Source organism: Alcaligenes nematophilus, assembly GCF_026344155.1.
GTDB lineage: Bacteria > Pseudomonadota > Gammaproteobacteria > Burkholderiales > Burkholderiaceae_B > Alcaligenes > Alcaligenes phenolicus.
This window is the reverse complement of record NZ_JAPKMZ010000004.1, coordinates 126,689-140,245: the sequence shown is the minus strand read 5'-3', so window position 1 is coordinate 140,245 and position 13,557 is coordinate 126,689. Positions and strand designations below refer to the sequence as shown.

At 54.8% G+C, this 13,557-nt stretch carries 13 protein-coding genes; 11 read left to right on the top strand and 2 right to left on the bottom strand.

The annotated features are described in order from the left end of the window. Positions 1-95 precede the first annotated feature (95 nt). A complete protein-coding gene (locus tag OSH04_RS11880; RefSeq protein ID WP_035267740.1) occupies positions 96-1,799 on the bottom strand; it encodes a sigma-54-dependent Fis family transcriptional regulator in 1,704 nt (567 codons plus the stop codon). Between the two features lie 351 nt (positions 1,800-2,150). On the opposite strand from OSH04_RS11880, the gene OSH04_RS11875 reads away from it, so the two are divergent. The 6 genes from OSH04_RS11875 to OSH04_RS11850 all read left to right on the top strand — a co-directional run bounded on the left by OSH04_RS11875 (position 2,151) and on the right by OSH04_RS11850 (position 6,755). Beyond that, the gene (locus tag OSH04_RS11875) at positions 2,151-2,423 is read left to right on the top strand and encodes a phenol hydroxylase subunit (RefSeq protein ID WP_009454452.1); all 273 of its coding nucleotides are present in this window, start codon (positions 2,151-2,153) and stop codon (positions 2,421-2,423) included. A 23-nt stretch (positions 2,424-2,446) separates the two neighbouring features. Next, entirely contained in the window at positions 2,447-3,454 is a 1,008-nt protein-coding gene (locus tag OSH04_RS11870; protein WP_266108531.1) for an aromatic/alkene monooxygenase hydroxylase subunit beta, read from the top strand. Beyond that, positions 3,454-3,726, top strand: coding sequence for an MmoB/DmpM family protein (locus OSH04_RS11865; RefSeq protein ID WP_003800437.1), 273 nt, complete (start codon positions 3,454-3,456; stop codon positions 3,724-3,726). The genes OSH04_RS11870 and OSH04_RS11865 overlap by 1 nt, the downstream gene beginning before the upstream one ends. An 18-nt stretch (positions 3,727-3,744) precedes the next feature. Beyond that, entirely contained in the window at positions 3,745-5,250 is a 1,506-nt protein-coding gene (locus OSH04_RS11860; protein WP_021446663.1) for an aromatic/alkene/methane monooxygenase hydroxylase/oxygenase subunit alpha, read from the top strand. A 65-nt stretch (positions 5,251-5,315) separates the two neighbouring features. Beyond that, entirely contained in the window at positions 5,316-5,678 is a 363-nt protein-coding gene (locus OSH04_RS11855; protein ID WP_035267737.1) for a phenol hydroxylase subunit P4, read from the top strand. A gap of 15 nt (positions 5,679-5,693) precedes the next feature. After that, positions 5,694-6,755: an NADH:ubiquinone reductase (Na(+)-transporting) subunit F gene (locus OSH04_RS11850; protein WP_035267734.1), complete on the top strand. Its 1,062-nt coding sequence runs from the start codon at positions 5,694-5,696 to the stop codon at positions 6,753-6,755. A gap of 230 nt (positions 6,756-6,985) precedes the next feature. Here OSH04_RS11850 and OSH04_RS11845 read toward each other — a convergent pair whose 3' ends face one another. Further along, complete coding sequence (locus OSH04_RS11845) at positions 6,986-7,924, bottom strand: LysR family transcriptional regulator (protein WP_266108529.1); 939 nt, start codon at positions 7,922-7,924, stop codon at positions 6,986-6,988. A gap of 453 nt (positions 7,925-8,377) precedes the next feature. Between OSH04_RS11845 and OSH04_RS11840 the strand changes: the two genes are divergently transcribed. The 5 genes from OSH04_RS11840 to OSH04_RS11820 all read left to right on the top strand — a co-directional run bounded on the left by OSH04_RS11840 (position 8,378) and on the right by OSH04_RS11820 (position 13,484). Next, positions 8,378-9,730: a Rieske 2Fe-2S domain-containing protein gene (locus tag OSH04_RS11840; protein ID WP_083053605.1), complete on the top strand. Its 1,353-nt coding sequence runs from the start codon at positions 8,378-8,380 to the stop codon at positions 9,728-9,730. Between the two features lie 3 nt (positions 9,731-9,733). Then, on the top strand, positions 9,734-10,222 hold the full coding sequence (gene benB, locus OSH04_RS11835; protein ID WP_009454444.1) for a benzoate 1,2-dioxygenase small subunit: 489 nt from the start codon (positions 9,734-9,736) through the stop codon (positions 10,220-10,222). Between the two features lie 14 nt (positions 10,223-10,236). Continuing rightward, the gene (benC, locus tag OSH04_RS11830; protein WP_088452762.1) at positions 10,237-11,244 is read left to right on the top strand and encodes a benzoate 1,2-dioxygenase electron transfer component BenC; all 1,008 of its coding nucleotides are present in this window, start codon (positions 10,237-10,239) and stop codon (positions 11,242-11,244) included. A 64-nt stretch (positions 11,245-11,308) separates the two neighbouring features. Then, a complete protein-coding gene (locus OSH04_RS11825) occupies positions 11,309-12,079 on the top strand; it encodes a 1,6-dihydroxycyclohexa-2,4-diene-1-carboxylate dehydrogenase (RefSeq protein WP_035267721.1) in 771 nt (256 codons plus the stop codon). 70 nt (positions 12,080-12,149) lie between these two features. Further along, complete coding sequence (locus OSH04_RS11820) at positions 12,150-13,484, top strand: MFS transporter (protein WP_266108528.1); 1,335 nt, start codon at positions 12,150-12,152, stop codon at positions 13,482-13,484. Positions 13,485-13,557 lie beyond the last annotated feature (73 nt).

Sequence of the window (13,557 nt, the reverse complement as noted above, 5' to 3'; positions counted from 1 at the left end):
TTGCGAATAATTTTCTGCCCGGGTTTTCGGATTGATTAGGCGGACTCAATTAAAGGTTTCAACTGCTCGCCAAAGCGGGCTTATGGATGCCTTGTTCAGGCTGGCATCGTCACCTTTTTTAAGCGATACGCCAACGCCGGCCGTGTCAGCCCCAATCGTCGTGCTGCTTCTGAAATATTCCCGTTCGTTTTCTTCAGCGTCAGCTGGATGATTTGTTCTTCCAGGTCGTCCAGGTTGAAGGGCGTTTCCAGCAGGTTCTCCAGATATTGCGTCTGGTTCGCGCTGAAACAGGACTCTTTCGCCATAAAGCCTTGCGTATTCAAACTGCTCAAATACTGCAAGGCACTTTTCTGTTGCGGGAACAGGTGGTGAGTTTCGATTTCGTGATTGTGCTCGGTCAGGATGACCCCACGTTCGATCATGTTTTCAAATTCGCGGATATTGCCTGGCCAGTCGTATTGCATCAGTAATTCACGGCTGCGGTCGCTCACTCCCAGCACGTGTTTTTTGTACATGCTGGAGTATTTGTTCAGAAAGTATTCGGTCAGCAGCGGAATGTCTTCTTTACGCTCGCGCAGCGGCGGAATGTGAATGGGAAAGACATTCAGGCGGTAGTACAGGTCGGCACGGAAGGTGCCTTTCTGTACGGCTTCGGCCAAATCCTCGTTAGTGGCCGCCACCACGCGCACGTCGATATGGCGAGTGTTCTCATCACCCACGCGTTCCAGTTCCTGTTCTTGCAATACACGCAGCAGGGCGGCTTGGGACCGTGGCGATAGCTCCACGATTTCATCCAGAAAGATGGTGCCGCTCTGGGCACGCTCAAAGCGTCCGGGGCGGGATTTATGTGCGCCGGTATAAGCGCCTTTCTCGACACCAAACAGCTCTGACTCAATCAGCTCCGGGGGAATGGATGCACAGTTCACTGCAACAAAGGGTTGATCAGCCCGGTCGCTGGCGGCGTGCAGGCCGCGTGCGAAAGCTTCTTTCCCTACGCCGGTTTCCCCCAGCAGCAGCACGGAGACTTTGCTCTGCGCCGCCTTTTCCAGCAGATGACAGGCGGCCTGGTAAGCGGCGGACTGACCAATGGAGTTGGGCAAGGTGAAGTTGGCGCTGGAGTGCTTGAACTCCTGTTCGCGCAACTTCACCAGCTCACATCGCAAGGCAAACAGTTCGTCCTGGACTGGATCGGGCAGCATGAAACGGTCAATCTCGGGGTCATCATCTTCCCATTCCTCGGCTGGCTTGCCCACGATCTTGCAGTGGCTATGGCCCATGGCGCCGCATTGGGTTTCCTTGTAAATGATGCTCTTGCCCATATAGAAGCTGGTGTAGCCGCTGGCATAGCCCAGCAAGCTCCAACAGACCGGCTCGCTGGACTGGCCATGTTCTTTCTGGTGATTGCTGACTTCATAGGAGTCAAACCAGTCAAATTCGCCGTAGTACTGGCCTGCGTCGCGGTCAAAGGTCAGGGCGGTGGGCACGACCTTGACCATGCCGCGGATGGTGTGCATTTGCGGGCCGGCCAAAAAGGTCTCTTTCAGTGACAGGTCCGGGCGCACTTTTTGTGAGACCTCGGCATCTTTCATGCCCGCGTGGTAGCCAAAGCGCATCAGAAAGTATTTGGCGCGCTCGCTGCCCAAAGAGGCAATCAGTTCCTTGCGTAGCTGGCCAAAACCGCTGGCGTGCAGCAAGAGCATGCGCTGCTCGCCAAACCATATTTTGCCTTCCCGCGCATCAAAACGAATGGCGTCGATCAGGTCCTGACTTAATGGCAGTGTGAGTTCAGTAGCCCCCATGGCTGTCTCCATCCTGTGATTTCTTATTGTGGTTTTGAGTGTTCTAAAACCAGTATGCCGCCTGTCTTTCTAGTGGCTCAAGGAAAACATAATAGTGTCCAGAGGACGGATAAAACGGATTTTTCTAAGGTTTTACCCTAACTCAGCATTTGATGAAAAAGGCGCTAAGCACTTGATCAAATGATCAATTTTCCTGCCGCCACCCCTTCGCAGGCCGCATTCCTTCTAGGCCGGGTTTCAGCTATCTCTTTAATCCTAAAGGGTTAAATCCTTCAAATTTAAAGTTGGCACGCGGTTTGCTATGAACAGGCTGTGGACACTCATGCAACAGCTTGATCAGGAGGAGAACAGATGTCAGACACGAGCTTGCCCACTTTGACAAAGTACGTACGCGTACGCAGTCCGGCCAACGCCCGTTTTGTGGAATTTGATTTTGCCATCGGCCAGCCGGACCTGTTTGTGGAACTGGTCATGCCCCCGGCGGCGTTTGAGCAGTTTTGTCTGCAAAACAATGTCCAGCCCATGAGCGATGAGCAAATGCGGGTCAATGACGAGAACGAAGAGAAATGGCGTTTTGGTTATGACACTTTGGTCGGCAACAGTCGTCAGGCTGAAGCCCAGTAGGTTTTATTCAGGAGAACAAGAGGATGACATTAGAAATTAAAACGGCCAGTTTGCAGCCCGTGCGGCAAACCTTTGCCAACGTGGCCCGCCGCTTTGGCGAAAAACCGGCCACGCGCTACCAGGAAGCCACATACGACGCCCAGGCGACGGCCAACTTCCATTACCGACCCCTGTGGATGCCGGACAAGACCCTGAACGACCCCACACACACCGCCATTCAAATGAAGGACTGGTATGTGTTCCGTGACCCTCGTCAGTTCTACTACGGTGCTTACGTGCAAAACCGTGCCCGCATGCAGGAATCGGCTGAAACCAATTACGGCTTTTTTGAAAAGCGGGAACTGGCCCAGTATCTGAGCGAGGACGTCAAAGCCAAGGTCACCCGCTTGCTGCTGCCTTTGCGTCACATCGAGCAAACCGCCAACCTGAATTTCATGTCCGGCTCGGCTTACGGGTATGGCACCACCATTACCCAAGCCTGTCTCTATGCCGGGATGGACTCGCTGGGTATGGCGCAATACGTCTCCCGTATTGGGCTGCTGATTGATGGCAATAGCGCCGATTCCCTGAGCCAAGCCAAAGAGGCCTGGATGCAGGATGCGGCCTGGCAAGGTCTGCGCGCCTTGTGCGAAAAAACGCTGGTCCAGAAAGACTGGTTTGAACTGCTGTTGGTGCAGTCCTTGCTGATCAATACCGTGGTGCATCAAGTGGTGTATCAGGGTCTGGTCGCGGATCTGGCCAAGGAAGGCGGCCGCGATCTGGATATGCTGCTGGAGTTCATGCTGGAGTGCCATAAAGACCTGTCCAACTGGAGCGATAGCGTCTTCAAGATCGCGGCGGCTGAAGGTGAGGAAAACAAGCAGCAACTGCAAAGCTGGCTGAATCAGTGGCTGCCACAAGTGCAAGCCGCCTTCATGCCGTACATCCAGGCTGCCTTTGCCGACCAGGCGGATCAGGTCTGGGAGCAAGCGCAGGAAACCATTGCCAAACGCGTCACGAAAGCAGGCTTGAGCCTGGGTGGAGAAGCCTGATGACATCCAAGGTTTATATCGGTCTGCAAGACAACGACATGTCGCGCTACATCGTCGAGGCCATCGAAGAAGACAACCCGGACGCCACGGTGATTTATCAGCCAGCCATGATTCGCATTGAGTGCGTGGGCCAGCTGACCGTCAAGCGCGAGACCGTGGAAGAAAAGTATGGGCAGCAGTGGGACATGCAGGAGCTGCATCTGAATCTGATCACCTTGGGTGGCAACGTGGATGAAGATGAAGACCGCTTGTTTTTGCACTGGAACAGCTAAATCAGAAAAGGGGGCAACATGGCCACGAAAAAACTAAATATCAAAGACAAATATCGCTATCTGACTCGTGATCTGGACTGGGAATTCAGCTACCAGGATCGCAAGGACGCCTTCCCCTACGAGGAGTTTGAGGGCATCAAGATTACCGATTGGTCCAAATGGGAAGATCCGTTCCGTCTGACAATGGACGCGTACTGGAAATACCAGGCCGAAAAAGAAAAGAAGCTGTACGCCATTTTTGATGCCTTCGCGCAGAACAATGGCCAGATGAATATTTCCGATCCGCGTTACTTGAACGCGATCAAGGTGTTCCTGACCGCGGTGACCCCGCTGGAATACCAGGCTTACCAGGGCTACTCCCATGTGGGACGTCAATTCAGCGGCATCGGCGCACGTATTGCGTGTCAGATGCAGTCGATTGACGAGCTGCGTCACGTCCAGACGCAGGTTCACGCCATGAGCCATTACAACAAGTTTTTCAATGGCTTCCAGGACTGGAGCCATATGCACGACCGGGTCTGGTACCTGTCCGTGCCCAAGTCTTTCTTTGAAGATGCCCGCGCTGCCGGTCCCTTCGAGTTCCTGCTGGCGATCAGCTTCTCCTTCGAGTACGTGCTGACCAACCTGCTGTTCGTGCCCTTCATGTCGGGTGCAGCCTACAACGGCGACATGGCCACGGTGACTTTCGGTTTCAGCTCGCAGTCTGACGAAGCACGCCACATGACGCTGGGCCTGGAAGTGATCAAGTTCCTGCTGGAGCAGCACGAAGACAACGTGCCTATCGTTCAGCAGTGGATCGACAAATGGTTCTGGCGCGGTACCCGTCTGCTGTCCGTGGTTGGCATGATGATGGACTACATGCTGCCCAACAAGGTCATGTCCTGGAAAGAAGCCTGGGAAGTCTATTTCGAGCAGGCCGGCGGTGCTCTGTTCAAGGATCTGGCCCGCTACGGCATTCGCATGCCCAAGTACAGCGAAGTGATCGAGAAAGAGAAAGAGCACATCTCGCACCAGGCCTGGTGGATCTTCTACAACTTCGGTCACGCTGCCGGTTTCCACACCTGGATCCCCAGCGACGAGGAACTGGATTGGTTGAGCGCCAAGTACCCCGATACTTTCGACAAGTACTACCGCCCACGCTGGGAAATGGCCAAGAAGATGGAAGCCGAAGGCAAGCGCTTCTACTCCAGCGGTCTGCCGCAGCTGTGTCAGGTATGTCAGGTGCCCATGACCTTTACCGACATGGAAAAACCCGACGAAATCACCTACCGCCAAAGCCAGTACAAGGGCGAGCGCTATCACACCTGCTCGGACGGTTGCCGCGACATTTTCGAGCATGAGCCTGAAAAGTACATCCAGGCCTGGCTGCCAGTGAACCAGATCCTGCAAGGTGGCTGCGGTGGTCCCGAGCTGGAGAAAATCCTGAGCGACTACTACCAGCTGAACGTAGGTGTCGACAATATGGACTTCAAGGGTTCGGTGGACGAAGCGCGCTGGAACGAATGGAAAGGAGTGACGGCCTAGTCACGCTAGAAAAAGGGCAGTGCCTTGGTGGGCACTGCCACTACCTATAAAAATTGGAGATCAATATGGCAGTTACTGCAATTACCCCGGACTACCAAGGCTATGCGCGCGACCAGCAGTCGCACTATGGCGACAGCATGTTGCTGTATATCGGCTGGGACGAGCACCTTTTGTTCTGCTCGGCCAAGGCCTTTCTGGTTCAGCCCGACATGACCGTGTCCCAGATGATCCAGCAACTGTTGCCTGCCGGCTTTGCCCAGCATCCTGACTTTGAGCAGATCGAATGGAGCAAGGTGCAATGGAATTTGAATGGCGAGGCGGTTGAACTGAATCCTGACGACACCCTGGGTTCCAAGGGCTTTGATCACAAATCCTTGTTGCGTTTCAAGACCCCGGGCCTGAATGGCTACAAGGGTACGGGCGTATAAGAGGCGGAGGCAGCAATGACGTATCAGGTAACCGTAGAACCCACAGGTGATGTGGTAGAGGTGGAAGATGGACAAACCTTGTTGGACGCTGCGTTGCGACAAGGGGTTTGGTTGCCTTTTGCCTGTGGACATGGCACGTGTGGCACCTGCAAGGTGCAGGTGCTGGAAGGCTATGCAGACGCAGGCGATGCGTCCAGCTTTGCCTTGATGGATTCGGAGCGGGACGAAGGCAAGCTGCTGGCTTGCTGCTGTCTGCCCGAATCCGATATGGTCATCGAGGCCGACGTGGATGTGGACCCGGATTTCCAGGGCCTGCCTGTCGAGGATTATCAGGGCAAGGTCGTCCTGATTGAAGACTTGTCGCCCACGATCAAGCACATCCGTCTGGAGCTGGATCGTCCGATGGCGTTTCAGGCCGGGCAGTACATCAACCTGCATGTGCCGTCCATCGACAGCACCCGTGCTTTCTCCATTGCGAATCCGCCGTCCATGAGCGGCATTATTGATTTGCATGTACGTAAGGTAGAAGGGGGCGCCGGCACGACCTGGCTTCATGATGAACTGCAAGTGGGGCAGTCTCTGGATGTGTCTGGCCCTTATGGTCAGTTCTTTGTGCGCAAGTCCGACCCGCAAGGCGCCATTTTTATCGCGGGTGGCTCGGGCCTGTCCAGCCCCGAATCCATGATTATGGACTTGCTGGAAGAGGGCGATACCCGTCCTATTTATCTGTTCCAGGGTGCGCGCAATAAAGCCGAGCTGTATCATGCGGATCATTTCTATCAACTGGCCGAAAAGCACGACAATTTCCACTACATTCCGGCCTTGAATGCGCCTTTGCCGGATGATGCCTGGGAAGGCTTTGTGGGCTTTGTGCATGAAGCCGTGGGGCAGTTCTTTGAGCAGCGTTGCTCGGGTAACAAGGCCTACTTGTGTGGCCCGCCCCCTATGATTGAAGCGGCCATTTCCACTTTGATGCAAAGTCGCCTCTTCGAGCGCGATATTCACATGGAACAGTTCCTGACAGCCGCAGATGGTGCTACTGGCAAGGTGCGTTCGGCGTTGTTCAAGCGCATCTAAGCGGTTTTAACTGACTGCCGAGCAGACCTTTTTTCAGTGAAAAGGTCTGCGGCTGGTGGTCGTGAACGCCGCATCTATCTGGCCTTGCAAGAAGCGTTAACGACGCTTTGCAGGGCCTTGTTGTATTAGACGGTGGCAGCTTTGCCGTCTGACCGTATCAGCGCAAGCAGGTGAGGCAGAAGGTTTCGCTGCAAGCCTGAGCAGGCCAGTTGCTCATAGGCTTGCAGCCATCAACAGGGTGGCGGCCCGTTACTCAAGGCGCTGTGTCCCGGAATCAGCCAGGGCGGGTTCTCCGCATACATTTCCTCAATAAAGGCATGCATCTGGGCGATGTACCAGGAGTTGTCGTTTTTCCTGTGGCTGAAAATAATGGGCGAAGTCACTTTCTCGTCGTCAATCAGCCGGTAGACCAGATCACTGCGTATTTGTGCGGCTGAAGGAATCAGGCACAAGCCCACGCCGCCCGCGACCAGTCCCATGGCCGTCTGCAACTCCAGTACTTCATGCACTTCGGTGGGAAAGATGGCGTTGTCATGCAGGATATTCAATACATGATCGGCAAAGCTGGGGCGTGGGGACTTGGGATACACAATAAAGGCGTGATCGGCGATGACCTGCAAGGACACCGGCCCCCGATCCCTGGCCAAGTCAATTTTCGGCGGAATCGCCAGCACCAGGCGCTCTTCACGCAAGACAGTACGGCACACCGCGCTGTCATGAATACGCACACGTCCAAAGGCAATATCAATGCGTCCGGCGCGCAAGGCGGCAATCTGCTGGCTGCTGGTGAGTTCCAGAAAGTGAAAGCGGATATCCGGGTAGGCGTGGCGGAACTTCTGAATCAGGATAGGCAGACCGCCGTACAAGGTGGAAGCTACAAAGCCAATCGACAATTGCGGGCGCTGGTTCAGGCCGACTTCAGTGGTCGCCGCTTTCATGACCTCCACACGATTGAGCAATTGCAGGGATTGCTCGTAAAAAATGCGGCCCGCTTCGGTTAGCTGCAGGGGGCGGCTCTCCCGTGACAGCAGCAAAACATTGAGTTCTTGTTCCAGCAACTGAATCTGTCTGCTGAGTGCAGGTTGGGCAATGTGCAACTGCTCGGCAGCGCGAGTGAAATTGCGCGCTTTGGCGACCGCAACAAAGTAGCGGATTTGTTTCAAGTCCATATGCTTTGCCCGTGGTCCAGGTCCAGAAAATCCGGACCAATATATCACCTATCTCGACCATCCAAGCTTCAAGCATATACCTGACAAGCTCTAGGGTTAACGATAGGTTTTGTTTTTCATGCCATACAAGTTGCTGATTTTATTGGAAAAAAAACAAACTATAGCATTTTGCTATAGAGCGGGACCGATATTGTATTGGAAGCCTGCTGGAGCAAAGACTGTAATGAACGTCATGCAGAACAGCCCCGAATTTCCTTGCGAGAGTGGGCTGGGCAATATCGGCCCGACGGTGTCCCTATCGGGTTTGATTCAGGCTCAAGGCTAAGCCAGCAATACGCTGCCACGAGTCAGTCCGGTCTCAATCCGGAGCGATTTTTCTTTTCTATCACGCGTACTTGCTATGCCTTCATGGGCATGGGCAGGGACGGCTGCAACTCTCATAAAGGCCACATTATGTCAGTCCTTATGGATAAAACCAAAGATATCAGGCACTTGCTTGATACCGCCCTGGAAGAAAACCAAGAAACAGGCGTGTATCGCTGCCGTCGTGACATCTTCACGAATCCGGATCTGTTCGAGCTGGAGATGAAGCATATTTTTGAAGGCAATTGGGTCTACCTGGCGCATGAAAGCCAGCTGCCCAATGTGAATGATTACTTCACTACCTATATTGGTCGTCAACCCGTGTTTTTGACGCGTGGTAAAGACGGTGGCTTGAATGCCTTTATCAATGCCTGTGCTCACCGCGGCGCCATGTTGTGCCGCCGCAAGCATGGCAATAAAGGCAGCTTTACCTGTCCTTTCCATGGCTGGACCTTCAATAACGCGGGCAAGCTGCTCAAGGTCAAGGACGAGAAAAACACCCAGTATCCCGAGCAGTTCAATACCGAAGGCTCGCACGACTTGAAGCGTGTCGCGCGCTTTGAGAACTATCGCGGCTTCCTGTTTGGCAGCCTGAACCCGGATGTGGTGTCTCTGGACGAGTATCTGGGTGAAACCAAAGTCATCATCGATCAGATCGTGGATCAAGCCCCTGAAGGTCTGGAAGTGCTGCGTGGCAATTCTTCCTATATCTACGATGGCAACTGGAAACTGCAGATGGAAAACGGCGCGGATGGCTACCACGTCAGCAGCGTGCACTGGAATTACTCCGCCACCATGGGTCGCCGAAAAGAGGGCGGCACGCAAGCGGTGGATGCGAACGGCTGGAGCAAGAGCCTGGGTGGCGTGTATGGCTTTGATTACGGTCATATCTTGCTGTGGACCAAAACCATGAATCCAACCGTGCGTCCGGTCTACGAGCATCGCGAGGAGCTGAAGCAGCGTTTGGGCGAGGACCGTGCCGAGTTCATCGTGAATCAGACTCGCAATCTGTGCCTGTACCCGAATGTGTATCTGATGGATCAGTTCTCTACCCAGATTCGGGTAACGCGTCCTATCAGTGTGGACAAGACGGAAGTCACGATCTACTGCTTTGGTCCCAAAGGGGAAAGCGCCGAGCAACGTGCCATCCGTATCCGTCAATACGAAGACTTTTTCAATGTGTCCGGCATGGGAACGGCAGACGATCTGGAGGAGTTCCGTGCCTGTCAGGAAGGCTATGCGGGTATTGCGGCGCCCTGGAATGATTTGAGCCGAGGTGCGCCTTTGTGGGTGCAGGGGCCGGACGAGAATGCCAAAGCCATGGGCATGAAGCCCTTGATCAGTGGCGGGCGTAGTGAAGATGAAGGCTTGTTTGTCTGCCAGCACGAGTACTGGGCCAAGACCATGAGCCAGGCGTTAAAAGCAGAAAACGGGGAGGCCTAAGCCATGAACGCAACGTATCACTCTATTTGCGCTTTCCTGTATCGCGAAGCCCGCTTGCTGGATGACCGTCAGTGGGATGAATGGCTGGAATGCTATAGCCCCAACGCCCAGTACTGGATGCCTTGCTGGGATGATGATGATCAGTTGACCGAAGATCCGCATAGCGAGATTTCCTTGATCTTCTATCCCAACCGTAACGGTCTGGAGGATCGGGTGTTCCGCATCAAGACCGAGCGCTCCGGTGCCTCCACACCCGAGCCACGTACCGCTCACATGCTCAGCAATATCGAGATTCTGGCCGAGCGCGATGGGCAGGTGGACGTCCGCTACAACTTTTTGACGCTTAACCATCGCTACCGGGTGACGGACCAGTTCTTCGGCACGATTTACCTGACCTTGTCGCCTCAGGAGCAGGGCTGGTTGATCGAGCAAAAAAAGGTAGTGCTCAAGAATGACTACATCCGTCAAGTGATTGATGTGTATCACATTTAAAGCCGGGGTTAGTCGTGAACAGCTATCGTATTGCGCTGAATTTTGAGGACGGTGTCACCCGTTTCGTGGACTGTGGGGAACACGAAAAAGTGCTGGATGCCGCGTATCGCCATCAGATCAATCTGCCTATGGATTGCTCGGACGGGGTGTGCGGCACCTGTAAATGTCAGGCTGAAAGTGGTCAGTATGAGCAGGGCGATGACTACATCGAGGATGCCCTGACGCAAGAGGAAGCGGACAAGGGTTTGGTTCTGACCTGCCAGATGATTCCCAAGTCTGACTGCGTGATTGCTGTGCCGATTTCATCGGGCGTGTGCAAGACCGCCGTGGCCAAGTGGCAGGGGCAAGTGTCGGAATGCCGTCAGTATGAGGATGCGGCGTACGAGCTGAAGATTGATGCGGCCGATGAAGCTTTGCCTTTTCTGCCTGGGCAGTACGTGAATATTACGGTGCCCGGCGGACAGGCGCATCGCTCCTATTCCTTCAGCTCTGCGCCGGGCGAGTCGCGCTTGAGCTTCTTGATCAAGCAGGTTCCGGGCGGTCTGATGAGCTCCTGGCTGGCAGCGCAGCCGCTAGGCCAGCAGGTGGAAATGACGGGGCCTTTGGGGAGCTTTTATCTGCGGCAGGTGACGCGCCCCTTGCTGTTCCTGGCCGGTGGTACAGGTCTGGCTCCGTTCTTGTCCATGCTGGAAGTCCTGGTCAAGCAAGGCTGTAAGCAGCCTGTGCATCTGGTCTATGGCGTCACCCGTGATCAGGATCTGGTGATGCTGGCAGAGTTGGAGTCCTTTACCCAGCGTTTGCCCGGCTTTAGCTACACCACCTGCGTGGTGGACCCGCAATCCAGCCACGAGCGCAAAGGCTACGTCACCCAGCATCTGGATCCGGCGCATTGGCATGAAGGGCAGGTGGATGTGTACCTGTGCGGGCCGCCACCCATGGTGGATGCCGTCAGCCAGTTCATTGATGCGCAAGCCCATGCTCCTGCGAATTTCTACTACGAAAAATTCATTACCAGCCAATAAATGTATTCAGACAGCGCCCCTTTGCGGGGCGCCCTGTGTTGGATGACTCCTACAAGGAAAGATCATGACTGCGCCTGTGCGTTTTCATCAAAAAGTGGCCATTGTGACGGGCGCGGCCCAAGGCATTGGCCGTCGTGTTGCCGAGCGCTTGCAGGCTGAAGGAGCCTGGGTACTGGCCGTAGACCGATCCGAGCTGGTGCGGGAACTGGCCAGCGAGGCGGTCCTGACACTGGAAGTGGATCTGGAAACCGTTGAAGGTGCTCAGGCTGCGGCCCAGGCGGCGCTGGATAAATGGGGACGTATTGATATTTTGATCAATAACGTCGGGGGAACGATCTGGACGCGCCCTTACGAGCACTACACACCGGCACAGATCGAGGCCGAGATACGCCGTTCCCTGTTTCCAACCCTGTGGTCCTGTCATGCCGTTTTACCCAGCATGCAGGAGCAGGGTAGTGGTGCCATTGTGAACGTGTCCTCGATTGCCACTCGCAGCATTAACCGCGTGCCGTATGCAGCGGCTAAAGGGGGCGTCAATGCCTTGACCGCCTCATTGGCTTTTGAGAATGCCCAGCGCGGCATTCGGGTCAATGCTGTCTCGCCTGGCGGGACCGAGGCTCCGCCACGGCGTATTCCCCGCAATACCCAGAACCAGGACGATCCCCAGGAAGCGATCTGGTATCAGCAGATTGTGGATCAGACCGTGGCTAGTAGTTTGATGAAGCGTTACGGCAGTCTGGATGAACAGGCCGCCAGCATTTTGTTTTTGGCCTCCGACGAGGCTTCGTATATCACCGGCACTGTCTTGCCAGTAGGAGGCGGCGACCAGGGCTGATCAAACGATGCGCGCGGCTGGTAGAGCGAAGGGCATCAAGACAAAAAACTCCATTTGGGGGAGACAAATCATGAAAACATTAGACGTTAATGAAGTGATTGAGCAGGCGCGCTTCGGGCGCTTTCACTGGATGGTGATGAGCCTGTGCGCCTTGTTGTTGATATTCGATGGCTATGACTTGTTTATTTATGGTGTGGTTTTGCCGGTGCTGATGGACGAGTGGAATTTGACGCCGGTGCAAGCGGGGGCCTTGGGTAGCTACGCCTTGTTTGGCATGATGTTTGGCGCGTTTGTATTTGGGCCGCTGGCAGACAAGATTGGCCGTAAAAAGGGCGTGACGATCTGCTTTGCCTTGTTCAGTCTGGCGACCTTCCTGAATGGCTTTGCGAGCTCACCGACCGAGTTTGGTGTCTACCGCTTTCTGGCCGGCTTGGGCTGTGGCGGCTTGATGCCCAACGCTGTGGCTTTGATGAACGAGTATTCGCCCAAGCGCTCGCGTAGCACCTTGGTCGCCATCATGTTCAGCGGCTATTCATTGGGTGGCTTGTTGTCGGCAGCGATTGGCATCTACATGCTGCCTCGTTTTGGCTGGCAGTCCATGTTTTTCTGTGCAGCCATTCCGTTGTTGCTGCTGCCTTTTATTGTCTGGAAACTGCCGGAGTCACTGGCGTTTCTGATGCGCCAGGGGCAAGAGGAAAAAGCACGCCGCATTGTGCACACCTTGGCCCCTGAAATGGGTGTGTCCCAAGATACCGTCTTGACCTTGCATGAGCAGAAAAAGACGGGTGTGCCCATGCTGGATCTGGTCAAGGAAGGGCGCTTGCTTGGCACCTTGATGATTTGGGTGGCGTTTTTCTGCTGCCTCTTGATGGTCTATGCACTGGGTTCCTGGTTGCCAAAATTGATGGCCAACGCGGGCTATAGCCTGGGTTCCAGCCTGTCCTTCCTGGTGGCCTTGAACCTGGGCGGCATGTTTGGTGCGATTCTGGGTGGTTGGCTGGGGGATCGTTTCAGCTTGCCTAAAGTGGTGGCCTGGTTCTTTCTGGTGTCGGCGGTGTCCATTACCTTGCTAGGTTTCAAGAGCCCGACTCTGGTGCTGTATGTGTTGATCGTGATTGCCGGTGCCACCACCATTGGCACGCAGATCCTGCTGTACGCCAATACGGCGCAGTTCTATCCCTTGTCCATGCGTTCCTCGGGCTTGGGCTGGGCGTCGGGAGTGGGGCGGATCGGTGCGATTGCCGGGCCTTTCCTGGGCGGCACGCTGATGGCGGCCAAGTTGCCCTTGCAGATGAACTTCATGGCCTTTGCCGTGCCGGGTGTCGTGGCAATGCTGGCTTTCCTGATGTTTATGGTGTCCTTGCGTTCATCGCCCAAAGTGGCGCTGAATGCCGTGGCCGGTTGAGAGGGCTGAATTTTAAAGCTGACTGGAGTAAAGTTCATACACACTGTTTTCAATCGACGAATGCCAGCCTTTC

Bases quoted from the DNA above. Each gene is read 5' to 3' on its own strand.
- OSH04_RS11880 (WP_035267740.1), bottom strand. From the start codon at position 1,799: ATGGGGGCTACTGAACTCACACTGCCATTAAGTCAGGACCTGATCGAC.
- OSH04_RS11875 (WP_009454452.1), top strand. From the start codon at position 2,151: ATGTCAGACACGAGCTTGCCCACTTTGACAAAGTACGTACGCGTACGC.
- OSH04_RS11870 (WP_266108531.1), top strand. From the start codon at position 2,447: ATGACATTAGAAATTAAAACGGCCAGTTTGCAGCCCGTGCGGCAAACC.
- OSH04_RS11865 (WP_003800437.1), top strand. From the start codon at position 3,454: ATGACATCCAAGGTTTATATCGGTCTGCAAGACAACGACATGTCGCGC.
- OSH04_RS11860 (WP_021446663.1), top strand. From the start codon at position 3,745: ATGGCCACGAAAAAACTAAATATCAAAGACAAATATCGCTATCTGACT.
- OSH04_RS11855 (WP_035267737.1), top strand. From the start codon at position 5,316: ATGGCAGTTACTGCAATTACCCCGGACTACCAAGGCTATGCGCGCGAC.
- OSH04_RS11850 (WP_035267734.1), top strand. From the start codon at position 5,694: ATGACGTATCAGGTAACCGTAGAACCCACAGGTGATGTGGTAGAGGTG.
- OSH04_RS11845 (WP_266108529.1), bottom strand. From the start codon at position 7,924: ATGGACTTGAAACAAATCCGCTACTTTGTTGCGGTCGCCAAAGCGCGC.
- OSH04_RS11840 (WP_083053605.1), top strand. From the start codon at position 8,378: ATGTCAGTCCTTATGGATAAAACCAAAGATATCAGGCACTTGCTTGAT.
- benB (WP_009454444.1), top strand. From the start codon at position 9,734: ATGAACGCAACGTATCACTCTATTTGCGCTTTCCTGTATCGCGAAGCC.
- OSH04_RS11825 (WP_035267721.1), top strand. From the start codon at position 11,309: ATGACTGCGCCTGTGCGTTTTCATCAAAAAGTGGCCATTGTGACGGGC.
- OSH04_RS11820 (WP_266108528.1), top strand. From the start codon at position 12,150: ATGAAAACATTAGACGTTAATGAAGTGATTGAGCAGGCGCGCTTCGGG.